This is a genomic window from Labrys sedimenti, assembly GCF_034424805.1.
GTDB classification, from domain to species: Bacteria; Pseudomonadota; Alphaproteobacteria; order Rhizobiales; family Labraceae; genus Labrys; species Labrys sedimenti.
This window is the reverse complement of sequence record NZ_JAXOUF010000003.1, coordinates 321,101-344,457: the sequence shown is the minus strand read 5'-3', so window position 1 is coordinate 344,457 and position 23,357 is coordinate 321,101. Positions and strand designations below refer to the sequence as shown.

General features: G+C 64.9%; 20 protein-coding genes. 10 read left to right on the top strand and 10 right to left on the bottom strand.

Annotated features, from left to right (window positions below; all coding sequences use genetic code 11):
* Positions 1-45: 45 nt before the first annotated feature.
* Positions 46-657, top strand: a complete 612-nt coding sequence (locus U1R88_RS13225; RefSeq protein ID WP_322431635.1) for a TetR/AcrR family transcriptional regulator — start codon at positions 46-48, stop codon at positions 655-657.
* Positions 658-848: 191 nt separating this feature from the next.
* Positions 849-1,703 carry an SDR family NAD(P)-dependent oxidoreductase gene (locus tag U1R88_RS13220; protein ID WP_322431634.1) on the top strand — a complete coding sequence of 285 codons (855 nt, stop codon included), beginning with the start codon at positions 849-851 and terminating at the stop codon, positions 1,701-1,703.
* Between the two features lie 162 nt (positions 1,704-1,865).
* On the opposite strand, the gene U1R88_RS13215 is transcribed toward U1R88_RS13220, so the two are convergent.
* Both U1R88_RS13215 and ubiE read right to left on the bottom strand, forming a co-directional pair.
* On the bottom strand, positions 1,866-3,665 hold the full coding sequence (locus U1R88_RS13215) for a cation:proton antiporter domain-containing protein (RefSeq protein ID WP_322431633.1): 1,800 nt from the start codon (positions 3,663-3,665) through the stop codon (positions 1,866-1,868).
* 130 nt (positions 3,666-3,795) lie between these two features.
* Entirely contained in the window at positions 3,796-4,551 is a 756-nt protein-coding gene (gene ubiE, locus U1R88_RS13210) for a bifunctional demethylmenaquinone methyltransferase/2-methoxy-6-polyprenyl-1,4-benzoquinol methylase UbiE (RefSeq protein ID WP_322431632.1), read from the bottom strand.
* Positions 4,552-4,672: 121 nt separating this feature from the next.
* Here ubiE and mutM point away from each other — a divergent pair, with 121 nt between their 5' ends.
* Positions 4,673-5,539, top strand: coding sequence for a bifunctional DNA-formamidopyrimidine glycosylase/DNA-(apurinic or apyrimidinic site) lyase (mutM, locus tag U1R88_RS13205; protein ID WP_322431631.1), 867 nt, complete (start codon positions 4,673-4,675; stop codon positions 5,537-5,539).
* Positions 5,540-5,557: 18 nt separating this feature from the next.
* Here the strand turns inward: mutM and U1R88_RS13200 are convergent, their stop codons facing one another.
* The 5 genes from U1R88_RS13200 to U1R88_RS13180 all read right to left on the bottom strand — a co-directional run bounded on the left by U1R88_RS13200 (position 5,558) and on the right by U1R88_RS13180 (position 10,252).
* Positions 5,558-6,079 carry a 2'-5' RNA ligase family protein gene (locus U1R88_RS13200; RefSeq protein WP_322431630.1) on the bottom strand — a complete coding sequence of 174 codons (522 nt, stop codon included), beginning with the start codon at positions 6,077-6,079 and terminating at the stop codon, positions 5,558-5,560.
* Position 6,080: 1 nt separating this feature from the next.
* Positions 6,081-6,923 carry an ABC transporter permease gene (locus U1R88_RS13195; protein ID WP_322431629.1) on the bottom strand — a complete coding sequence of 281 codons (843 nt, stop codon included), beginning with the start codon at positions 6,921-6,923 and terminating at the stop codon, positions 6,081-6,083.
* Entirely contained in the window at positions 6,920-7,759 is an 840-nt protein-coding gene (locus U1R88_RS13190; RefSeq protein ID WP_322431628.1) for an ABC transporter permease, read from the bottom strand. Before U1R88_RS13190 ends, U1R88_RS13195 begins: the two co-directional genes overlap by 4 nt.
* A 180-nt stretch (positions 7,760-7,939) precedes the next feature.
* The gene (locus U1R88_RS13185) at positions 7,940-9,091 is read right to left on the bottom strand and encodes an ABC transporter substrate-binding protein (RefSeq protein ID WP_322431627.1); all 1,152 of its coding nucleotides are present in this window, start codon (positions 9,089-9,091) and stop codon (positions 7,940-7,942) included.
* Positions 9,092-9,118: 27 nt separating this feature from the next.
* Positions 9,119-10,252 carry an ABC transporter ATP-binding protein gene (locus U1R88_RS13180; protein ID WP_322431626.1) on the bottom strand — a complete coding sequence of 378 codons (1,134 nt, stop codon included), beginning with the start codon at positions 10,250-10,252 and terminating at the stop codon, positions 9,119-9,121.
* Between the two features lie 380 nt (positions 10,253-10,632).
* Between U1R88_RS13180 and U1R88_RS13175 the strand changes: the two genes are divergently transcribed.
* The gene (locus tag U1R88_RS13175; protein WP_322431625.1) at positions 10,633-11,220 is read left to right on the top strand and encodes a GNAT family N-acetyltransferase; all 588 of its coding nucleotides are present in this window, start codon (positions 10,633-10,635) and stop codon (positions 11,218-11,220) included.
* A 17-nt stretch (positions 11,221-11,237) separates the two neighbouring features.
* Here the strand turns inward: U1R88_RS13175 and U1R88_RS13170 are convergent, their stop codons facing one another.
* The 3 genes from U1R88_RS13170 to U1R88_RS13160 form a co-directional block, all read right to left on the bottom strand.
* A complete protein-coding gene (locus tag U1R88_RS13170) occupies positions 11,238-12,662 on the bottom strand; it encodes a sensor histidine kinase (RefSeq protein ID WP_322431624.1) in 1,425 nt (474 codons plus the stop codon).
* Entirely contained in the window at positions 12,659-13,324 is a 666-nt protein-coding gene (locus tag U1R88_RS13165) for a response regulator transcription factor (protein WP_068292966.1), read from the bottom strand. The genes U1R88_RS13170 and U1R88_RS13165 overlap by 4 nt, the downstream gene beginning before the upstream one ends.
* A 76-nt stretch (positions 13,325-13,400) precedes the next feature.
* A complete protein-coding gene (locus U1R88_RS13160) occupies positions 13,401-13,679 on the bottom strand; it encodes a PepSY domain-containing protein (protein WP_322431623.1) in 279 nt (92 codons plus the stop codon).
* A 286-nt stretch (positions 13,680-13,965) separates the two neighbouring features.
* Here U1R88_RS13160 and U1R88_RS13155 point away from each other — a divergent pair, with 286 nt between their 5' ends.
* From U1R88_RS13155 to U1R88_RS13130, 6 genes are all read left to right on the top strand, one after another.
* Positions 13,966-18,027 carry a Pls/PosA family non-ribosomal peptide synthetase gene (locus tag U1R88_RS13155; RefSeq protein ID WP_322431622.1) on the top strand — a complete coding sequence of 1,354 codons (4,062 nt, stop codon included), beginning with the start codon at positions 13,966-13,968 and terminating at the stop codon, positions 18,025-18,027.
* 335 nt (positions 18,028-18,362) lie between these two features.
* Positions 18,363-19,139 carry a TSUP family transporter gene (locus tag U1R88_RS13150; RefSeq protein WP_322431936.1) on the top strand — a complete coding sequence of 259 codons (777 nt, stop codon included), beginning with the start codon at positions 18,363-18,365 and terminating at the stop codon, positions 19,137-19,139.
* Positions 19,140-19,296: 157 nt separating this feature from the next.
* Positions 19,297-19,563, top strand: a complete 267-nt coding sequence (gene rpsT / locus U1R88_RS13145; protein WP_068292962.1) for a 30S ribosomal protein S20 — start codon at positions 19,297-19,299, stop codon at positions 19,561-19,563.
* 935 nt (positions 19,564-20,498) lie between these two features.
* On the top strand, positions 20,499-20,945 hold the full coding sequence (locus tag U1R88_RS13140; protein WP_322431621.1) for a rhodanese-like domain-containing protein: 447 nt from the start codon (positions 20,499-20,501) through the stop codon (positions 20,943-20,945).
* An 89-nt stretch (positions 20,946-21,034) separates the two neighbouring features.
* Positions 21,035-22,540 (top strand): chromosomal replication initiator protein DnaA, encoded by a 1,506-nt coding sequence (gene dnaA / locus U1R88_RS13135; RefSeq protein WP_322431620.1) that lies wholly within the window; start codon positions 21,035-21,037, stop codon positions 22,538-22,540.
* 138 nt (positions 22,541-22,678) lie between these two features.
* Positions 22,679-23,350, top strand: coding sequence for a hypothetical protein (locus tag U1R88_RS13130; RefSeq protein WP_068292957.1), 672 nt, complete (start codon positions 22,679-22,681; stop codon positions 23,348-23,350).
* Positions 23,351-23,357 lie beyond the last annotated feature (7 nt).

Sequence of the window (23,357 nt, the reverse complement as noted above, 5' to 3'; positions counted from 1 at the left end):
AGTAACAGCGACACTGTTACAGGTCGGTAACAGTTTGGTCAAGCCATGAGCCAGAAAATTTTGGAACAAAGCGAAGAGTCACCCTGCTGCCCCGGACAGCGTCCGCGAGACCGCATCGTCGTCACTGCGCGCGACCTCTTCCACCGACATGGCATCAACACCATCGGCGTCGATACCATCGCCAAGGTCGCCGGCACCAACAAGATGACGCTCTATCGTCATTTCGGCTCGAAGGACGATCTCATCGTCGAATGCCTGCGGGCGGCTGAGATCGACAACCAGGCTCGCTGGGCCCAGCTCGAGGCCGAACACCCCGGTGATGCCCATGCCCAGTTGCTGGCCTGGGTTGGCAAATGCGCCGACTACATCGAGAGCGACAACCGGGGCTGCGAGTTTGCCAATGCCGCCGTGGAGCTCTCGGGCGAGGAGCATCCTGCCCGCCGCCTGGTCGAGGAATTCAAGAAGAGGCATCGCGACCGCATCGCCACGCTTTGCCGGGATGCGGGTCTCGACCAGCCCGATCTGGTCGCGGATACCCTGCACCTTTTGCTAGAGGGCGCCCGTGTCAGCCGCCAGAGCTCTGGCGTGGAAGGGCCGAGCGCCCGCTTCGTGCGCATGGCCGAGGGGGTGATCGCCTCCTTCGGCAAGAGCGCCTGATTCCTACGGACATTCCGAGAGCCCTGATATCACAGCGACGTGTGTGCATGTCGCGACGGCTTCCTCATCCCCGGCCCGGTGTTTACAAGAGCAGGCATCACGACATGCAAGCATGTCGTTGTGATGTCAGCGCTGCAGGACCTCCCTTCAGCAGCGTTGAACAGTCTTAGTTCCTGCAAGGAAGCATCACCATGTCCCATCCAGCACTCGTGCCTGGCTCTGTCGCCGTCGTGACAGGCGGGGCCAGCGGCATCGGTCTCGCCGCGGCCGTCAAGTTCGCCTCCCTCGGCCTCAAGGTCGCCATCGCCGATCTCGGCGAGGAGAAACTTGCGACAGCCGCCGAGAAGATCGCGGCAGCCGCACCAGGGGGACGGCAGGCCGTACTCGCCGCGGCCACCGATGTCAGCGACGTCGAGGCCCTGCTCGGCCTCCAGCGGCAGGTAAACGAGCACTTCGGTGGCACGGATGTGCTGATGAACAATGCCGGCATCCAGCCGGGCTCGAAACTGTTCGATGCCCGCGAGGACCAGACCTGGGAACGCATCTTCTCGGTCAATCTCAAGGGCGTGATCCAGGGCACCCAGATCTTTGCGCCCGGCATGATCGCGCGGGGACGCCCCGGCCTCATCATCAACACCGGCTCCAAGCAGGGCATCACCACGCCGCCCGGCGATCCCGCCTACAATGTTTCGAAGGCGGCGGTGAAGGCTTTCACCGAAGCCCTGCAGCACGAGTTGCGCAACACCGAGGGCTGCCGGATCTCAGCCCATCTGCTGATCCCGGGCTTCGTCTTCACGCCGCTCGCCGCCAAGGGCCGCACCGACAAGCCGGCCGGAGCCTGGACGCCGGAGCAGACCGTGGATTTCATGCTGGAACGCCTGGAAGCCGGCGATTTCTATATTCTGTGCCCCGACAACGAGGTCACGCGCTCGCTCGACGAACGCCGCATCGCCTGGGCCGCCGGCGACGTCATCGAGAACCGCCCGCCTCTGTCGCGCTGGCACCCCGACTATGCCGAGAAATTCGCCGAATTCCTGAAGCGCTGACGAAGGTTTCGAAGCACCCGTTTGCAAGGAACGACTTTGTCATCCCCGGCGCGACCAGGCTCTATAGCGTTTTGCGATTTGACGGAGTCACCAAGAATCGCAAAGACGCGTCGAATCAAAGAGCTAGGGCAAATAAGCGTTCACGCTTGAACGCGCTTTGCTCTAGGACGGAGTGACTGCCGAACGGCGGGTGCGCTTGGGCTTCACGGCGTGGGTTTCCCGCCCGGCCGCCGTCTGCAGTTCGCGGCGGAAGACATCGCGCCGCTCATGGATGGAGGCGATCACCGGCCCTGCCGGCACACCGAGACCGGCAAGGGCGGCCTCGGACAGTTGCAGGCTCGCTTCGATGGTCTCGGGCACGGCATCGGTGACGCCCAGCGCATAGAGTTTGCTGGCATGATCGGCATCGCGCGAGCGCGCCACGATGACGAGATCCGGCCGTAGCGCCCGCGCGGTAGTGACAACCGCCTCGATCTGGCGGGGTTGGTCGATGGTGACGACCAGGGCCGAGGCTTCGGCGAGGCCGCAGCGTTCCAGGAAGGCGGCGTTGGTGGCATCGCCCCAAAAGACCGGCTTCTTGTCTTCGCGCCAGCGCGCCACCGCCTTGGCGTTCGCATCCACGGCGAGATAGGCGATCTTGTGCTCAGCGAGCATTTCGGCCACCAGGCGGCCGACGCGGCCATACCCCACCACGATGGCACGGCGCTGTTTGTCCTCCGGCGGTCCTTCCAGGGCCGCGGCCTCAACCGGCACAGCCAGTTCGTAGCGCTTGGCGATACGACGGCCGAGCACGCCCAGCAGGGGGATCGAGGCCATCGAAAGCGACGCGATGGCCACAACCAGCGCGGACTGTTCCGCCGTGAGGATGGAAAGCTGAGTGGCGAGCGTGAACACCACGAAGGCGAACTCACCGGCCGAGGCCAGCAGGAAGGCGGTTTCGATCGAGACGGCCTTGGGCAGCCGGTAGAGCCGGCAGAGGCCGAAGATCAACAGGCCCTTGACCAGCACCAGCGCCAGCACGGCGCCCAAGATCAGCAGCGGGTAGCTGACCACCACGCCGAGATCGACGCTCATGCCGACGGTGAAGAAGAACACGCCGAGCAGCAGGCTCTTGAAAGGCTCGATCGTCGCCTCGATGGCGCGGCGATATTCGGTCTCGGCCAGCAGCAGCCCGGCGATGAAGGCGCCGAGGGCCATGGACAACCCTTCGCTTGCCGCCGCCACGCCGGCCCCGATCGCCACGAACAAAGTGGCGGCGATGAAGAGTTCCGGATTCTCCGGATTGGCGACCAGGCGGAACAAAGGCCGCAGCAGGAAATGCCCGGCGACGACGATGGCGGCGATGGTGAGCACTGCCAGGCCGAGGGCATAGCCGAGGCCGACCAGCACGGAGCGGTCGGCGTGCCCACCCATCGTCCCCACCAGGAACAGCACGGGCACCACAGCGAGGTCTTGCAGGAGCAGCACGGCGAAATTGACACGCCCCGTGGCCGAAGCCATGCGTTTCTGCCCCGCCAGCACCTCCACCACGATGGCGGTGGACGACAGGGCCAGGCCCGCGGCGACCACCAGGGCGGCTTCGGACGGCAGTACCAGACGGGCGAGCACGGCAACGATGACGGTGGAAGCCACGACCTGCAGGCCGCCTAGGCCGAAGACCAGGCGGCGCATGGTCATCAGGCGGGCGAGCGAAAGCTCGAGCCCGATGACGAAAAGCAGGAACACCACGCCGAACTCGGCGATGCGGGCGATGGTCTCGCGCTCGCTGATGGCGATCCAGTCGATGTAGGGCACATAGGAGGAGAGCGCGCCGACGCCGGTCGGGCCCATCACGGCTCCGGCGGCCAGGAAACCGATGACCGGGCTGACATGCAGACGGCGCACGAGCGGCACTACGACACCGGCGGTGCCGAGCACCACCAAAGCATCCTTCAAAGCCGAGAGATCGACCGCTCCAGCCAAACCCGCCCCCACATTGTTCGATTATGCCTATCGAACAACGAAGGACCCTGCTTCGCCAACCGAAAATCGCAGCGGGCAGGCATAAATTTCGGGCAGGTGACGTGCCCCCGAGATCGCAGGTGCTTTCCGCCTACAGCTTCCAGCCCGAATGGATGGCGACGATGTTGCCGGTGAGCGAACGGTGGCTGACCTGCGAGAAGCCGGCCTCGCGGATCATGGCCGAGAAGGCGGCGGGCTTGGGGAAGTTGCGGATCGATTCGACCAGGTAGCGATAGGGCTCGGCATCGCCTGTGACCATGCGGCCGATCGGCGGGATCAGCTTGAACGAATAGAGGTCATAGATCTTGTCGAGGCCGGGCAGGTCGACGGTAGAGAATTCCAGGCACAGGAAGCGCCCGCCCCGCTTGAGCACGCGATAGGCCTGCGCCAACGCCTTGTCGATGCGTGGCACGTTGCGGATGCCGAAGGCGACGGTGTAGCCATCGAAAGTGCCGGTCTCGAAGGGCAGTTCCTCGGCATTGGCCTCGACGAAATCGAGCTGGCCGGCTAGGCCGCGCTCCTCGCCGCGCTGGCGGCCGACTTCCAGCATCGAGCCGTTGATGTCGAGCACGGTGACGTGGGTATCCGGGCCGCCGGCCTTCACGATGCGGAAGGCGACGTCGCCCGTGCCGCCCGCCACGTCGAGATGGCGGAAGGGCCTCTGGCGCGGCGGGTTGAGCATATTGACCAGATCATCCTTCCACAGCCGGTGCAGCCCGCCCGACATCAGATCGTTCATCAGGTCGTAGCGCCCGGCCACCTTGTGGAAGACATCGTCCACCAGCTCCTGCTTTTCTTCCAGCCTCACGGTGGAAAAACCGAAATGGGTGTCGGTGCTGGCGGTCATCGGGTGAACTCCGGACAAGGTCTGCGGGTGCTATAGACCATCGCAAGGCCAAGGTGAACCGCATCTGGCGCAAGGCTGCGCTTCATCCTATCTGTCTGCCTCAGCTTGCGCCGGAGGAATCATGCCCGAACTGCCCGAAGTCGAAACCGTTCGCCGCGGCCTGGAGCCGGCCATGACGGGCGCCCGTTTCATCGAGGTCGAGGCAAGGCGGCCGGATCTGCGCTTTCCCCTGCCCGCCGATTTCACCCGCCGCCTCGCCGGCCAGACCATCCTCTCGATGGGGCGCCGCGCCAAATATCTCCTGGCGGACCTGTCTTCCGGCGAGGTGCTGGTGATGCATCTGGGCATGACCGGCCGTTTCCTGATCACAGCCCCGGATGGCGGCGTGGAGGAGCCGGGTGAATTCGCAAACGAGGTCAAGGAGGACACCAAGCACGACCATGTCGTCTTCCGCCTCTCCAACCGCTTCACCATTACCTATAATGATGTGCGCCGCTTCGGCTTCATGGATCTGGTGCCGCGCGCCGGGCTGGAGAGTTCGCGCCATTTCAAGGCCATGGGCATCGAGCCGCTCGGCAACGAATTGAGCGGCGAGACCATCGCCCGCCTGTTCGCCGGCAAGATGACCCCGCTCAAGGCCGCTTTGCTCGACCAGGGCCTGATCGCCGGGCTCGGCAACATCTATGTCTGCGAGGCGCTGCATCGGGCCAGCCTCGCACCCGAGCGAGCCGCGGGCACGCTTGCCGACGGGCAGGCGGAACGCCTCTCCGGCGTGATCCGCGAGGTGCTGGCCGAAGCGGTCGAGGCCGGCGGCTCGACCCTCAAGGACTACAGGCATACGGACGGCTCGCTCGGCTATTTCCAGCATCGTTTTCGCGTCTATGACCGCGAGGGCGAAGCCTGCCCGACACCGGACTGCGGCGGCACCATCGAGCGGCTGGTGCAATCGGGGCGCTCCACCTATTGGTGCCGGCACTGCCAGAAGTGAGAGGCAAAAGCAGGCTTCTCACCTCAGTGGAATTGTCGCCCTGATTGCCCAGTCCTCGATCGGAATGCTCTGTGCCGACCGGACCACGGCGATATGGTCGAAACGGATAGCCTTTCCCTTGAGGCGCGCCTCGATTTGCCGCGCCGCCGCCTGCCGGCTTGGATCATCCACCACGCCATAGGCCAGCGAGATATGCGGCATGAAGTTCTCGATGGGAGAGGCCGCGATCGAAGCGATGGCACGGCGCTTCAGTTCGAGTACGGGTCCTACGCGCTCGAAACGCGCATAGAAGGCCCGGAAGAAGAGATCGCTGATGCCGACCGCCTGGATATCGGCGGCGAAGGGCGCGATGCCGGCGGCGACGGCCTCAAGCTGGCGCGCCAGCTCCTCCTCGTCGCAATGCCGGTCCTCGACGAGGGTCAGATGCGGCTGGAAGACCGGCGTGCCGAACCTCTCGGCCAATTCGGTGACGATGGTAGCGAGCATAAGCTCGTCCTCGGCCACAGGCATCAGCCAGACCGAATGCATGCCTTCCGCCATCTCAGCGCCCCACCTTGGCCAGCACGTCGGCGCTGAGGAAGCGCTCGACCACGAACATGAAGGCGATGGAAGGCACCAGCAGTACCAGGGCCGTGATCGACGCGATCTGGTAATTACCGCCGGCGCTGGCGGTATAGAGCAGCAGCGGCATGGTCTTGATGTCGGGCGCGCCGACGAAATAGGTGCCGGTGAACTCGTCCAGCGATTCCAGGAAGACGAAGATGGCGCTCGCCATCAGGCCCGGCGCCGCGAGCGGCAGCACGACATCCCGGAAGGCGCGGGGGCCACTGGCCCCGATCGAGCGCGCGGCCTCCTCCAGGTCCACCGGCACAGCGGAAAAGGATGCGGTGGCGATCCACACCGCATAGACCAGGCCATGCGTGGTGTGGACGAGCACCACGCCGAGGACCGTGCCGTTCAGGCCGATCTCGTAGAACAGCCGTGCGATGTTGACGTAGACGGGCAGGTTGGGAAAGGCCTGGGGCAGGAGCAGCAGAAGGAGGATGGCGGCGCGGAAGGGCAGCCTCAGCCGCGCCAGCGCATAGCCGGCCGGAACCGCAAGGCTGAGGGACAAGGCCACTGTGAGCAGGGCGATGGAGACGCTGGTGCCGAGCGAGGCCAGGGCATCGCCTCGCGGCGCGAACACGCGCGGCCAGAAGGAAAAGCCATATTGCAGCGGCAGGCTGTGCGGGAAATACCAGCGCTCCGCCACCGTCCACAGCAGGAGATTGGCGAGCGGGCCGAAGATGGCGAAGGCGAGGAGGCCGAGCCCGATGCCACGCGGGATCCACAGCCAGTCGATCCGCCAGTTGCTGGCGGCAAGCGCGTGACCGGTATTGCTCATCGCGCATTCTCCTTCATGGTCTGCCGGAGATAGATCCAGGCCACCGCCCCGGTGAAGGCGAGCGAGAGCAGGCCGAGCGCATTGGCGACGCCGTAGTCGCCGTAGGAATTGATGCGGAAGGCCATGTCGGCGGTGATCATGGTGGGCGACTGTGCATTGATCATCAACGGTACCGAGAGCACCGACATCATCGTCACCAGGCTGAGCACGGCACCGACCAGCAGCGTGGAGGCGACCTGCGGCACCACGATCTCCAGGAGGATGCGCAGGCGCGAGGCGCCCAGATTGCGGGCGGCCTCGATGGTGGAGCGGTCGAGCGAAGCCATGGCGCCGGCGGTGAGCAGGGTGACGAAGGGCATCTGCTTCCAGACGAAGGCAATCACGATGCCCCGCCAGTCGAGGAAGCTCACCGCCTGCAGCGGCGTGATCAGCTCGGCATTGATCAGGAGCGAGTTCATCAGCCCGTTCTTGGCCAGGAAGGTGCGCAGGATCTGGCCGACCACGATGAAGGGCACGAAGAGCGGCCAGCGATAGAGCCCGCGCAAGATCGAAACTGCGAGAGGGTTGTTGCCGAGCGTGAGGTAACCGGCGATGGCGACGGCGATCAGCACGATCAGTGCCGTGGAGATCAGGATGATCACCATCGAGAAGACCATGTCGGTCCAGTAGAGTTCGAACGCCTTGCGGAAATTGCCGAGCCCCGGCCCCTCCGGCGTGGCGAAGGATCCGGTGACCGAGCCGGCCAGCGGCACAACGAACAGCAGGATCACCACCGCGAGTGCCGGCGCCACCAGCATCAGGCCGGTGAGGGAGGGAGCGGTGCGTGAAGGGGCCATGGGGTGAAACCTCGAGATTTTTGAGCACCTTCTCCCCTTGCGGGAGAAGGTCCGGCAGGGGATGAGGGGTCCTGCGAACCCATGCCGTTGTCGCGTTTTCCCCTCATCCGCCCCTTTGGGACACCCAGCCCACTCCACTTGGAGCAAGCGATACCCATAAGGGGAGAAGGCACAGGCGCCCTACTCCGCCACCTTCTTCTCATAGGCTTCGAGCAGGTCGGCGTAGTAAGGCCCGATCGGGAAGGACTTGCCGTATTTGGCGAGGTCATCCGGCGAGATGTCGGTGAACAGCTTCTGCCAGATCGCCGGATCGAGCTTGTCCTGGACATATTTGGCGTCGATGCCCGGATACCAGTTGAACTGCTTGACGATGCCGTTGGCCTGGACCTCGGGGCTGGTGGCGAGCGCGATGAACTTCTCGGCCAGCGCCTTGTGGGCTGTTTTGCCGGGGATGACATAATGCATCGGCTGGCCGGGCATGCCGGGCGCCGGCAGCACCAGCTTCATGGTAGGCGGCAACTGGCCATTGGCCTTCCAGGAATAGAACATGTCGACCCATACCGCGCCCATGGCGATCTCGCCGCGGCTGAGCATGTCGAGCGTACCGGCATTGCCGGGGGTCAGCGCGACATTCTTGTTGAAGGCCTTCAGCTTGGCAAAGGCATCGTCCCATTTGGCCTTCTCGCCGGCGTCATAGGGGCCTTCCTGCAGGACCTTGGCATCGCCGGCATAATTGTAGATCCAGCTGATCACGAAGGAGACGCCGGAGGCACCGCCCTTGATGCCGTTATAGCCGAACTGCTTGGGATTCTTCTCCGTCCAGGCCACCAGCTCGTCGAAGGTCTTCGGTGGATTGGCCACCAGGTCCGGATTGTAGGCGATGGCGGTCTGGCTGTTGAACATCGGCATGACATAGCCGTCGACATCGGCCCCGAGCGCCAGCCTGGCATTGGTACGCGTCACCAGCTTGCCGGTATCGATATTGCCGCGATATTTGTCGAGCAGTCCGTCCTGGACCAGCTTGCCCGCCACCTTCTCGTGGATGACGGCGACATCGACGTCATAGACCTCCTTGCCGGCCTTCTTCTGGGCATCGAGCCGTTCGACGATCTTCTGCGAGCCGGCATCACCGGGGCCGGTACCGACCACGCGGACCGTCGTGCCCGGATTCTGCTTTTCGAAGGCAGGCGCCAGGAAATTGTTGACGTAGTCGACCATGTTCTGGTCGCCCGCCGTGATCACCGTCAGCTCCTCCGCCGATGCGATAGTGCTGGCCAGGGGCAGGGCGGCGGCAAGAAGCCCCGCGACCGCGGATAACGCTGTCAGTCTCATCCGAACTCTCCTGTCTTGTCTTGCTGCTCAGCCTTGCCCGTCCGGAAAGACGAACAGGCCTGTCTCGGGGATATGAACATTGACCTTCGAACCGGCAGACCACGCTTTGGGCGCGTCGACGACGAAGGAGCCGGCCGGGGTGGCCACGACGTGGCGCCAGAACCCGCCGGGGAAACTGACCTGGCCGACCTCGCCGGGCAGAACGAGAAAGCCCCGCGTCGGTCCTGCCAATGGCGCGGATGCATGCAGCTCCGCCGCCTCACCGCGGAAATGGGCCAGGCAGGCACCGGACACGACCGGACGGCCGGGTGCGACGAGGGCCGGCACGCCCCCCTCGCCTTCCAATTGCAGCAGGCCTTCGCCCGAGGCCGCGGGCCGGGCCTGCAGGCGCAGCCTGTTCTCGGCACCCATGAAGGCGGCCACGAAAGCGGAAGCCGGCTTGTTGTAGACCTCCTCCGGCGTGCCGATCTGGGCGATCCTGCCGGCATCGAGGATGACGATACGGTCGGCCATCACCATCGCCTCCTCGCGGTCGTGCGTGACATGGATGGCCGTGATGCCGAGCCGCCGCTGCAGGGCACTGATTTCCTGGCGCACGGCAAGGCGGATGCGTGCGTCGAGATTGGACAGGGGCTCGTCGAGCAAGAGGATGTCGGGGCTGATGGCGAGTGCCCGGCCGAGTGCCACGCGCTGGCGCTGGCCGCCGGAGAGCGCCGCCGGCTTGCGCTCCTCCAGCCCGGAAAGCCCAAGAAGGGCGGTGATATCCTTGACCTTGGCAGCGATCTCACCGCGCCCCAGCCGGCGCAGCTTGAGGCCATAGCCGATATTCTGCGCCACCGTCATATGCGGCCAGAGCGCATAGGTCTGGAACACCAGGGCCATGCCGCGCCGATCGGGCGGCTCGCCGGTGATGTCGCGTCCCCGTACGCGGATGGCGCCGGAACGCGGCCGGATGAAGCCGGCGATGGTGCGCAGCAGCGAGGTCTTGCCGCAGCCCGACGAGCCGAGCAGGGCGACGAATTCGCCTTCGCCCACCGTCAGGCTCAGATCTTCGAAGACCTGGGTATTGCCCAGCCGCACCGAGGCCCTGTCGACCTCGAGCAAGGGTTGCCGTGCCGGCACCGAAGGAGCCATCACCAGGGATTGGTCACTCGGCTTCATGGCACACCCTCCCGCGGGCAGAACCCGGGTCGGGCAGGATGCCTGCAGCCCGAGGTGCCGTCCCTTCTCGTTTCCTCATCGCCATGTCTGATTGCACAGCTGTGCAATGCTCGCTCTGCCCGAAACTCCTGTCAATAGCGCAGAGCCATTCCATCGCAATCGCCTGCTTGATCCTGAGTGGTTGGAATCCGCTCCCATAGTACGAAAACGGATTTTACTGACGGGCCAGCCTCTCTTGCACAGCTGTGCAGAAGCAAGGCCACGTTTTATCCCTGCCGCTTCGACGTGACAGCCATATGACGGTTCGCCGGCTCGGCATCCAAAATCACGGCTGGCATCATCGCCCCAAATGCCGAAGACTGGACGCCACGGATCCGGGCATGGGCGAAGCCAGCGCCGCGGACAATCAGGGGGTAGCCGGCATGATCGCTCCGACATTCGCTGCCCGGCCCGTCACCGCGGCCAATTGGTCCGATTTCGAGGCGCTCTTCGAAGGCAGGGGTGCGCCGAAATATTGCTGGTGCATGGCCTGGCGTCCGATGGAAGAACGGGGTTCGGCCGACAACGCCGCCCGCAAGCAGGCGCTCCACCACCGGGTCAGAACCGGCACGCCGATCGGGCTTCTCGGCTATCTCGACAGCGAGCCCGTCGGCTGGTGCTCCGTGGCTCCGCGCGAGAGCTTCCTCAGTCTCTCGCCCAACCAGGACGACGGGGAGGCAGGCATCTGGTCGATCACCTGCTTCTTCGTGCGACGCGACCACCGCAAGGCCGGCCTGTCCCGCGCCTTGCTCGATGGCGCCATCGCCTATGCCCGCGGCCAGGGCGCGCAGGTGGCCGAAGCCTATCCGGTCGATCCCGGCTCGCCCAGCTACCGTTTCATGGGTTTCGTCAAATTGTTCGCAGGGCGCGGCTTCGTTCCTGCCGGCAGGGCCGGGTCGCGTCGCCAGGTGATGCGTCTCGCATTGTGAGCAGCAACAACCGGGCCTCAGGCCGAGGGTCGCCCTTCGCCGGCGGCGGCGACATCGCCCGCATCGGTGACGATCAACCGCTTGGGCAGATGCACTTCGACGCCAAGGCCACCGAGACCCGACCTGGCGATGTGGAGTTCGCCGCCATAGGCCTCGATGATGTCCTTGGCGATGGCAAGGCCGAAGCCCGTGCCGCGCACGCTTTCATCGAGGCGCTTGCCCCGCTCGATGAAGGACTTTTCGGCATCGGGCGGCAGGCCGGGCCCGTCATCCTCGATCGACAGGACAATCACGGGCGAGGCCGTCTCGGCCGTCAGGCGTACCCTTGCCTGGGAATTTCCCCATTTGCGGGCATTGTCCAGCAGGTTGCCGGCAATATTGGTGAAGTCACTCTCATCCATGGCGAGCACGACGCCCTGGGGAGCTTCGAGGCCGAACCTCATGTCCTTGTCGCGCGAGAGCTTGTGCATGGTCGATACCAGCTTGGACAGCACGGCATGGGTATCGACGCGTCCGGACAATTGCGCCGCTGCGAGACTCGCCCGCGCCTCCGCCAGGGTCCGCTTGACCTGGGCATCCATGCGCCAGACCTCGTCGCGGATAGCATTGGCCGCGGTCACCTGCCCGCCATCGGCCAGGGAACGCGCAGTGGCTTCCAGCACGGCAAGCGGCGTCTTCAGGCCGTGAGCGAGATCACCGGCCCGGCTGCGCGCCTCGATGAGCTGCGCCTCTCGGGAAGCGATCAGCGCATTGAGATTGTCGATCAAAGGCTGGATCTCGTCGGGATAGCGCCCGCTGATCTTGCGGGCCGGACGGCTGCGCAGCGACAGCAATTCGACGCTGAGCTTGTCGAGCGGACGGAAGCCATAGCGCAGGAAGACGATCACCGCCCCGAGCAGCGCCGCCATCAGCACGGCGAGCGAGGGCGCCATCGCATAGAAGAAGCGCCATTTCACCGGCGAGAGCTGGGCATTGTCGAGCGCGATCAGGGCATTGACGGTCTGGTCGCCGCTCGCGGTCGAGATCACGATCGAGCGTTCGACCGCCAGGAGCTGGCTGCCATTCGGCCCGACGAGATCGTTGACCTTGCCGCCGCCCTTGGCCGCCGTTGCCTGCAGCCAGGGCAGCCCCTGATCCCACAGCGACTGCGAGCGCAGCTCGACATTACCCCCGCGCCCGACCTGCCAATAGAGCCCGCCATTGGGCAATTCGAAGCGCGGATCCTGCGGCCCCTCGTCGATGGTGAGTTGGTTGGACGCATTGACCTCGATGCTGCCGAGCAGGAGGCGCATCTCGTCCTCGATCTCGGACAGTTCGAGCGCCCGGATCGCCAGGCCCGAGATGGCATCGATGCCGATGCCGGCCAGGATGGTGGCAACCACGATCGCCACCACCGAGCCGAGTAGCATGCGCCGCCTGAGGGAGAAGGAGGTCACGGTCACTGAGGCTCGGCCGGGATGACGTAGCCCTGGCCGCGGCGCGTCTCGATCACGCTGTTGTCGAGTTTGCGCCTCAGCCGGGCGACCACGACTTCGAGGGCATTGGAATCATGTTCCACGTCCTGGTCGTAGATCGAATCCGTGATCTGCGACTGCGACATCACGGTACCGGCATTGTGCAGGAGATAGGCAAGCAGGCGATATTCCAGCGGCGTCACCTGCACCGGGCTGCCATAAAAGGAGACGGCGCGCTGGCGCGTGTCGAGTTCCAGCACGCCGTTCGACAGCACGGGGGAGGATTGGCCGGAAGCGCGGCGGACCAGAGCCCGGACACGCGCCAGCAGTTCCTCCATGCGGAAGGGCTTGGTCAAATAGTCGTCGGCGCCTGAATCCATGCCGTCGACCTTGTCGCGCCAATCGTCGCGCGCGGTGAGGATGAGCACGGGCATGCCGCGCCGTGCCAGGCGCCAGCGCCTGAGCACCGTCAGCCCATCGAGCTTGGGCAGGCCGAGGTCGAGGATCACCAGGTCGAAATGCTCGTTCTCGCCGGCAAAGAGCGCTTCCTCGCCGTCGAACACTGTCACCACGATATATTGCTGGGCTTCGAGACTGCGACGAATATCGTCGACGATGGCTCGTTCGTCTTCGGCGACCAGGATGCGCATGGTACGGGGCTAGGATCTCATGGGCTGACACGGCCGGGCGAGGAAACGGGTCGTCGAGCCGGGCCGGACATTAGGCCTATTTATCGACCAAGGCCAGTGTCACCGCATCGACAAGCACGTCGCGCCTCTTGCCGTCCGGTCTGAGAACGCGGACCATGTAGAGCAGGCGCCCCCCGCGCCGCAGTTCGCGCACGCGCAGGATGCGTCCCGGCACCTCGCGGGCAACCGCGGCCGAAATATCCTTGAACGAATGTGCCCCCGGGCGGCGGATCAACACGCCGCTGGGCTGGCCGTGATGAGCAGGGCCGGCCATCGCCGCTTCGAGCGGCGGCATGAAGCAAGCGATTGTCAGCAACAGTCCGGCACAGGCGCTGGACCTCACGCTAAAAGACCTGGCGTTAAAAGCCGTCATGAATCTCCTAAGCAGGATAGCTGGCAAGGCTCCCGACGGGCCTCGCCGGGTATTCCGCAACTGTTGGGTCACTTGCAGGTTGCTTTCGATAGTCTTGCTTCACAGTCTACCGAAACCAAGCTTGCAATTGGCTTGCAGGCGCTGTCAGACGCTCGCAACGCGCACCTCGCTAGAATAGCTGGAAACGATTTTGGCCACCATCCGAATCGCCGGCCGAAGGATTACGCGTGTGTTGTCTTTTCCTGTACCAGTAAATGCCGCCGGGCCCCTCGCCGTGGTTCGCGGCGAGCAGCGTCCCGACCTTCTCCGCGACGAAACCCTGGCGACGATCTTCAAGGCGTCCGCCGCGGCCTTTCCCGACAAGCAGGCCCTCGGTGCCATCGGCAGCGGAGAGCGCCTGACCTATCGCGAGCTCGATGAGCGCTCCGATCGGGTCGCCGCCGCCCTGGCCCGTCGCGGCGTCGGCGCCGGCATGTTCGTCGGCCTCTGGTTCCAGCGCTCAATCGACCTGCATGTGGCATTGCTCGGCCTGATCAAGACCGGCGCCAGCTTCATTCCCTTCGATGCCGACATTCCGCCCGAGCGGGTGACGGCGAGCCTTGTCGACGCTAGTGCAGGCCTTCTGATCTCGCATGCGCCGCAGGCCGAGAAATATGCCGCCGTCGAGGCCGAGACGGTGACGATCGAGACGCTGCTGGCCGATCCGCGCCGCGACGTCCCCGCCGGCCATGCGCCGGCGCTGACCGATGCGGCCTATGCCATCTATACCTCCGGCACCAGCGGCAAGCCCAAGGGCATCAAGGTTTCCCATCGCAACATCTGCCACTATCTGCGCGCCGGCAACGAGCGCCTGCGCATCACGGCCGATGACGTGGTGCTCCAGCAGGCCTCAATCGCCTTCGACCTCTCGCTCGAAGAGATCTTCATTCCCTATATGGTCGGCGCCACGCTGAAGATCGCCGGCGCCGCCGTGCTGCAGGACATCGACGCCCTGCCCCAGATGCTCGAGGCCGAGGGCATCACCGTGATCGATACGGTGCCGACCCTGCTGTCCATGTTCAGCCGGGACGTCGCCGGGCTGAACACCATCATTCTGGGCGGCGAAGCCTGCCCGCCCGCTTTGGTCGCCCGCTTCGCCCGGCCCGGCCGGCGGCTCCTCAACACCTATGGCCCCACCGAGACCACGGTGGTGGCGACCTCGACCGAGCTGGAAGCCGGCGACGACGTCACGATCGGGCGCCCGATCCCCAACTACACCGCCTATGTCGTCGACGATCAGCTCAACCTGCTGGCGCCCGGCGAGACCGGCGAATTGCTGGTGGGCGGCCCCGGCGTAGCCATGGGCTATCTCAACCTGCCGGAGATGACGGCGGCCAAGTTCATTGCCAATCCGTTTGCCTTGGACGGCTCCGACCCGGTGCTCTACCGCACCGGGGATGCGGTAAGCCTCAAGCCGGACGGACGGATCGTCTTCCAGGGCCGCATCGACAGCCAGGTCAAGATCCGCGGCTATCGCATCGAGCTCGGCGAGATCGAAAGCCTGCTCGCTGCCGATCCCGCCATCCGCACCGCGGTGGTGACGGCCAACCAGAGCGAGGCCGGCGATACGCTGGTCGCCCATCTGGTGCCGCAGGGCGAGATCGACCTCGACCGCATCAAGCGTGACCTTGCTGCCAAGATCCCGCGCTACATGCTGCCTTCGGCCTTCCAGCTCCATGATGCGCTGCCGGTGCTGCCGTCGGGCAAGGTCGATCGCAAGGCCCTCTCCGCCCTGCCGGTGCCGGAACGCCAGGCCACGGTCGGCGAGCAGGAGCCCCCGCGCTCCTGGACCGAAGCCCAGTTGCTCAAGGCGGCGCAGGACTTGCTGCGCGCCCCGACGGTCGACTTCGAGGCCGATTTCTTCACCGAACTCGGCGGCCACTCGCTGCTGGCGGCGCGCTTCGTCTCAGAGGTTCGCCGCGTGCCGGCTTTGTCCGGCATCGCCATCCGCGACCTCTATACCCATCGCACTCTGCGCAACCTCGCCAAGGCCTTGGACGAGAGCGCGGCTGCTGCAGCGGCCGCGCCGCCGCCGGACCGCAGCTTCGAACCGGTGCCGCTCGCCCGGCGCTTCCTGTGCGGCCTGGCCCAGGCCGTGACGCTGCCCTTCATCGTCGCCCTCGTCTCGGTGCAATGGATCGGCCTGCTGCTCGCCAGCATGCTGCTCGTGGGCGACAACGCTTCCATCCTGACCGAGCTTGCCGTGCTGTGCGGGGTCTATGTTTTCCTGAACTTGGCCATCAAGCTGGCGGTGATCGGCCTGAAATGGCTGGTGATCGGCCGTACCAGGCCCGGCGTCTATCCGCTCTGGGGCCCCTATTATTTCCGCATCTGGCTGATGCAGCGCATCGTGCAGCTGACCACGCCGAAATTCCTCAAGGGCTCGCCGCTGATCCGCATCTATCTGCGTGCCCTCGGCGCCCGCATCGGCGATGACGCCATGATCGACGATTTCGAGGAGGGCGCCATCGACCTCGTCACCATTGGCGACCGGGCGAGCCTCGGCACCAAGCTCAAGCTCGCCAATGTCGAGGTGATCGGCAACGAGGTCCATGTCGGCCGCATCGAGATCGGCGCCGGCGCACGCATCGGCAATGGCAGTGTGATCGGCGGCGACGTCGTCATCGGCGACGGTGCGGAGATCGGCGACCTCACCGCCCTGCCGCCCGGCACGATGGTGGCGCCGGGCACCCATTGGGAAGGCGCACCCGCCACCGAAATTGGCCCCGCCGAGCAGGACGATCCGGCGGAGCATCCCCGCCTCGGTCGCCTTGGCCGCGCCACCCAGGCAGTTGGCTATTTCATCGCCTACAATTTGTGCCTGGTCATCGGCCTCCTGCCGATCTTCCCCGCCTTCTCGCTGTTCTCGGAAGTCGAAACCCTGTTCGGTGCCGATCCCGATCAGCCCTTGTCCTGGAGCCTGGTAGCGGTCGCGGCCTGGCCGGCAGCGCTCGCGCTGATCGTGGTCTCGATGGCGGTGATGGTGGCCCTGCGCTGGCTGCTGCTGCCCAAGGTGCGCGAGGGTTCCTACTCGATCTTCGGTTCGCTCTATTTCCGCAAATGGGTGATCGGCCTGTCCACCGAATCCCTGCTGGAGACACTCAACTCGCTCTACGCCACCGTGTTCATGCGCAACTGGTACCGCATGATGGGCGCCAAAATCGGCAAGGGTACCGAGATCTCGGCCAGCTTTGCCGGGCGATACGACCTGATCGAGATGGGCCGCGACAATTTCATCGGCGACGAGACGATCTTCGGCGACGAGGAAATCCGCAACGGCCGCATGATCCTCAAGCGCCTGAAGACCGGCGACCGCTGCTTCTTCGGCAATTCCTCGGTGGTGTCGCAGGGGTCGGTGGTCGAAGACGATGCCCTGATCGGCATCAAGTCGCGCCTGCCCGACTCCTTGAAGGTGGGTAGCGGCGAGACTTGGCTCGGCAGCCCGCCCATCGCCATGCCGACCCGCCAGAAGGTGGCGGCTGCCGCCGGCACCACCTATGCGCCGCCCTTCCGCATGAAGCTCCTGCGTGTGATGTTCGAGACGCTGCACACCTCGCTGCCGACGGCGGTGCTGATCGCCGCAGCCTACATCACCGCCGACATCCTGGCCTCGGTGATCTCGCAGGGCGCCTGGCTGGCCGCCACCGGCATCTTCCTCGTCGCCGGGCTGGCGATCTCCGGCCTGATGTATCTGGCCGCCGTCGCGGTGAAATGGCTCCTGATCGGCACCTACAAGCCGATGATGCGGCCGATGTGGTCCTGGTGGGCCATGCGCACGGAAGGCGTTGCGGTGATCTATGGCGGCCTCGCCAGCAAGATGCTGCTCGACTATCTCAGGGGCACGCCTTTCCTGCCCTGGCTGCTGCGTCCCTTCGGCGCCAAGATCGGCAAGGGCACCTGGATCAACACCACCGACATCTGCGAGTTCGATTGCACCGAGATCGGTGATCATGCCGTGCTCAACATGGGTTCCTGCCCGCAGACCCACCTCTATGAGGACCGGGTTATGAAGGTGGGCCGCATCCGCATCGGCGAGGGCGCCACGGTGGGCACCGGAGCAACCGTGCTCTACGACACCGAGATCGGCCCCTTCGCCCAGGTCGCGCTGCTGACGCTGATCATGAAGGGCGAGGCACTCCCGGCCTCGACGGTGTGGACCGGCATTCCGGCCCAGCCCCAGGCCCTCGCTCCGGCAAGCGCCGAGGCGCATGAACCGGCCAGGCTTCCCATCCTGGCCGAAGCGGCGGAGTAAGCCCCACAGCCTCCATCGGCGAGGATCGATGGAGGCGCCCACCCCCCTGCATGCCCCTGCCGGCCACCATTTCGGCGGCCGTCGCAAACCGATCGCCAGGATGGTCCGCGAACGGCTGAAATCGGCGCCGCACAATCGATGATCGCCGGTCCGGCCGCATCGCGCCCGAGCTCCTGCTCCCATCCTCTGGCCGCCTGCGACGCGAATGCCTTGCCAAGTGCCCTGCAATGGCCTAGCCGGAGGCTCTCCCGCCTTCCGGACCTCCAAGCGTGCCGGCTGCAGGCCTCTTGGAAGGAAGATCCTCGCTCGTGGAATTGACCTGGACTCTCATCGCCATGCTGGGCGCCGTCGGCCTGGTGGCCGGCTTCGTCGATGCCCTCGCCGGCGGGGGCGGCCTCTTGACCATCCCGGCCCTGCTGCTCTCCGGGCTCGACCCAGTGGCGGCCCTGGCCACCAACAAGCTACAGTCGAGCTTCGGTTCGGGCTCGGCGGTGATCGCCTTTGCCCGGCGCGGCCATATCGACTTTCACCAGACGCGCTGGATGGTGGTGACGACCTTGCTCGGCGCCTGCCTGGGCGTGGCTGCCATCAGCGTCGCACCGCTGTCACTGCTCTCGGCGGCTCTGCCGGTGCTGCTGATCGCCATGGCGCTCTATTTCGCCTTCTCCTCCCGCTTCTCGCCCAAGGCCGGCATCGAGGACGGCAAGGCCCGCATGAGCCCAGGCCTGTTCACCCTTACCATGGCGCCGCTCATCGGCTTCTATGACGGCCTGTTCGGCCCGGGCACCGGCTCCTTCTTCATGCTCGCCTTCGTGGCGCTGTGCGGCTATGGCGTCATCCATGCCACCGCCAACACCAAGCTCCTCAACTTCACCTCCAATTTCGCCTCGCTGATCCTGTTCATCCTGGCAGGCAAGATCGTCTGGGTGGTCGGCCTGGTTATGGGCGTGGGCCAGTTCCTCGGGGCCCAGGCCGGCTCCTATATGGCGGTGCGCCAGGGCGCGCGGGTGATCAGGCCCCTCCTGGTGCTGGTGTGCTGCTCGGTTGCCGTCAAATTGCTGCTCGACCCGGCCAATCCCTTGCATCAGGCCGTTATTTCGCTGTTTCAGTGAAGTCCGTCGTTGACGCCGAAGCCATTGGGATGTAAAGAGCCGCCTTCCAATAGCGAGCGCCCGAAGCGCTCGCGGCTTATCATTTTCAGGCAACGCACGGCCTTTCGGCGATCTTTCGGGATCGTTATGGATGCGGCCGGCTTAACAGGCAGGGATCATGGCCAATACGAAGTCGGCCAAGAAGGCTACGCGCAAGATCGAAGTGCGCACCGCAGTGAACAAGGCGCGCCGCTCGCGTATGCGCACCTTCATCCGCAATGTCGAGGACGCCGTCGCTGCCGGCGACCAGGTCAAGGCTGCCGACGCGCTGAAGAGCGCCGAGCCGGAAATCATGCGCGCTGCCCAGAAGGGCGTGCTGCCGGCCAACACGGCGTCGCGCAAGGTGTCGCGCCTGGCCCATGCCGTCAAGAAGCTCAGCGCCTGAGTCCAACGGCGGAAGTCGAATAGAGGCAGGCGATCAAGCCGCTTTATTTAATTTCCCTTAGGTGAAGAAACCCGGCCCGCAAGGCCGGGTTTTTCTTGTTTAGCTTTACCGGCGGAAGGGAAGGACCGCACTCGGAGCCTGCGGCCCTTTCCCGGTAGCGCACGACATTGTTCCGGCTCCGTCCCTGCCTGGCCGACGTTCCAGACACCGCCGCCGACGGCGCCCTGGAAACATTTGTTCCGGGTGGAGTGCCGCCGGAAACCGCGACCCATGATTGTCATTGTCACGTAACAATATTCGACAATTAAGGTATCATAATACTAACAACGCTGAACTGGGCAATCTTTCCCCTTGACTCAAGGTTTGGCTGAGATGCCCATCACCCCTCCGTGGTCGGTCAAAATTTCTCCATATATTTCATAGCTTTATGGGATAAGAGAAAAGTAGCCCGGCAGCCATCCCGGCACGCGCCGGGCAAATTACGAAGCCTCGCAATCTTTACGCATCCGAAATGAATATTTTTGAGTCATTTTGCCGCCTCCATGATTCCATCGACTCCTCAACACCTTGCGGCTGCGGCAGTCAAAGCGCCTGCTGTCCGAATCGGGAACATTGAGGGGCCATTAACGAATCATTGAGATTTGCCTGTTGCACCCGACTGGGCCGGTTCGGTATGTTTTTTCTCGGAACGGGTCATGTGTAGGTTCCTTCCCGATATTGCGAGCGGACGTCCGTCCATTCCGGGGCATCGGTGAGGTATGCTTTGATGGCTACGTATAGTTTTGAAAACAGTAAGGTAATAGCGTCGGCATTCGATTGCTGCTTTCGAGACCAATAATGAGATGGACCTTCTGGTGAAGCGTCCCGTGCCGGCGTTACACGGCATGTTGTGTATAATTACGAACGAAGTCTGAAGAAGACGGAATTGGGGTGTCATGTCGTCGGGGTGGTTGAATGACTATGCGGGAGACGTTTCGGCGCAGGAAGCCTATGAGCTCCTCAGCCAGCAGCCTAAGGCACAGCTTGTCGATGTCCGTACCCGGGCCGAATGGTCGTTCGTTGGCGTTCCCGACCTCTCCGCGCTCGGCAAGGAACCTGTCCTCGCCGAGTGGCAGCGCTACCCCAGCATGGAAGTCGCTACCGATTTCGTCTCCCAGCTCGAGCGCGAACTCGAGCGCCGCGGCGCCGGACAGGACCAGCCCGTCCTGTTCCTCTGCCGTTCGGGCGCTCGTTCGCTCGCGGCCGCCCAGGCCATGTTGGCTGCCGGTTGGAAGGGTGCTCGCAACATAGCCGCGGGCTTCGAGGGCCCGATGGATGCTTCGCGGCATCGTGGCATTGTCGAAGGCTGGAAAGCCTCCGGTTTGCCCTGGATCCAGTCCTAAAAAAACCAATTCGCGCTCTGCAGCCGCCGGTCCAGGACCGGAAAAGGCCGGAGCTGTTTCTTGAACTCATTTTGCCAGACGATAGCCCTATGACCTCGAGCGAACGCCTGTCAGTCATTGCCAGCCAAACCGCAAAAACCGTTTCCGGCCTGGATTCGGATTCCTCCGTCGCCGATGGCGCAATCCAGCCGGCAGCGGCCTGGGATCGCGTCAAGCGCCGCCTGCGCGCCGAATATGGCGAGGACGTGTTTTCCAGTTGGTTCGCCCGCCTGGAACTCGACGCCGTCATCGACGACACCGTGAACCTGTCGGTGCCGACCCGCTTCCTGCGCAGCTGGATCCAGGCGCACTACATCGACAAGATCCTTGGCCTTCTGTCGGCCGAATTGCCGGGCACGGGCCATATCGCGCTCAATGTCCGCACCGCCGTGGCCCGCCCGCTGGCAGCGCGTGATGCTGCGCCATGCGCCAAGCCCGCTGGCGAGACGGCGGCCGCCAAGCCGGCCGTCCCCTTCCTGCGGGCGGTGGAAACGCCGGCACGCGAGGACGACCTTGCCGGTTCCCCGCTCGACCGGCGCATGTCGTTCGAAGCCTATTTCATCGGCCGATCCAACGCGCTCGCCCATGCAGCGGCCCTGCAGGTCGCCAAGGCCGGCGCAGCCGATCCGCTGCCCTATAATCCGCTGTTCATCCATGCCTCGGTGGGCCTGGGCAAGTCGCATCTGATCCAGGCTATCGCCCATCAGTCCGAGCTCCAGGGCAAGCGCGCCCTCTACCTTACGGCCGAGCGCTTCATGTATGGCTTCGTCGCCGCCCTCAAGGCGCAGACGGCCATCCAGTTCAAGGAAAAGCTGCGCGCCATCGACCTGCTCGTCATCGACGACCTGCAGTTCCTGGCCGGCAAGTCGATCCAGCAGGAATTCTGCCACACCCTCAACGCCCTGATCGATGGCGGCAAGCAGGTCGTGGTCGCGGCGGACCGCCCGCCGGCCGATCTTGAGACCCTGGACGAGCGCGTGCGCTCGCGCCTGTCGGGCGGCCTGGTGGTGGAGATCGGCGCGCTCGACGAGGAACTGCGCATCAAGATCCTGAAGGCCCGCATCGAGGCGGCCCGGGCCCACCACGCCAATTTCGACGTGCCCGACAATGTCGTGGCCTATGTCGCCCACCAGGTCACCACCAATGGCCGCGACCTCGACGGCGCCGTCAACCGCCTGCTCGCCCACTCCGCTTTGTCCGGCTCGGGCATGTCGCTGGAGACGGCCGAGGCCGCCATCCGCGATCTCGTCAAGAACCGGGAGCCGCGGCGCGTCAAGATCGAGGACATCCAGCGTATCGTGGCCAAGCACTACAATGTCAGCCGGGCCGACATCCTGTCGCTGCGCCGCACCGCCACGGTGGTGAAGCCGCGCCAGGTCGCGATGTATCTCGCCAAATCGCTGACACCGCGTTCCCTGCCCGAGATCGGCCGCCGCTTCGGCGGGCGCGACCACACCACGGTGCTGCATGCCGTGCGCAAGATCGAGGGCCTTGTCGGTAAGGACACGGGCCTGGCCGAGGAAGTGGATCTGCTGCGCCGGCTCCTGTCGGAATAGAAGGCCGGCGCCTGGTCGGCGGCGGGAGGTCGGCCATCGCCGGCATCTTGCCATCGGCCATGCATGGGCTTAACCCAGTTCTTGCTTGTTGCAGGAACTGGAGGTGGATTTATGGCTCGACCGGTGCGGACGATTCCGATGTCATCTCCGGCCGCGCACATCCGCTGGCTCGCCTGTCTTGCGGCACTGGTCGTGCCGGGGCTCGGCCACGCTCAGGGCAAGGTTCAGGACGATGACCAGGGCATGGGCGTCCTGAAAGTCTTCATGACGAGCCAGAGCTACCGGGACATCACCGGCAAAGCCCTTTCAGGCATCCCGCCGGCCATCTTCACACGCTGTCCGACGCTCGTGGCGCGGGATTCTTCCGTCACCATCCTTCAGCCCGTATCCGCCGGCCCGCAGGGTAGCCCGGCTGCGGGACGATGGAAGCAATCCTTTCCGATCAGCGGCTGCGGCAACGACACAGTGCTCAATCTCTATTTCTCGGTGGCGGCCGACGGCAAGCCCCAGGCCGGTGCCGCCTTGCCCGGCACCACGCTCGCCGATCCGCTGCTCCAGCGAGACGCGCTACTCTATGCCAATCTCGGCGCCACGCGTGCCGTGGCCGACTGCAAGAATTTTCTGGTCATCGATACCAAGGCTCCGGCTTCGAGCCCCCCGCCAGGAACGGGCGGCGGCCTCAAGGCGCCCTGGTCCGAAACCTGGACGCTGAGCGGCTGCAACCGCAAGGTCGATGTCCGCATGGACTTCATCCCCGATTCCACCGGCACGACGATCGCGCCGCGCGACGCAGTGATCCGGCCCGACTGATGCTGGC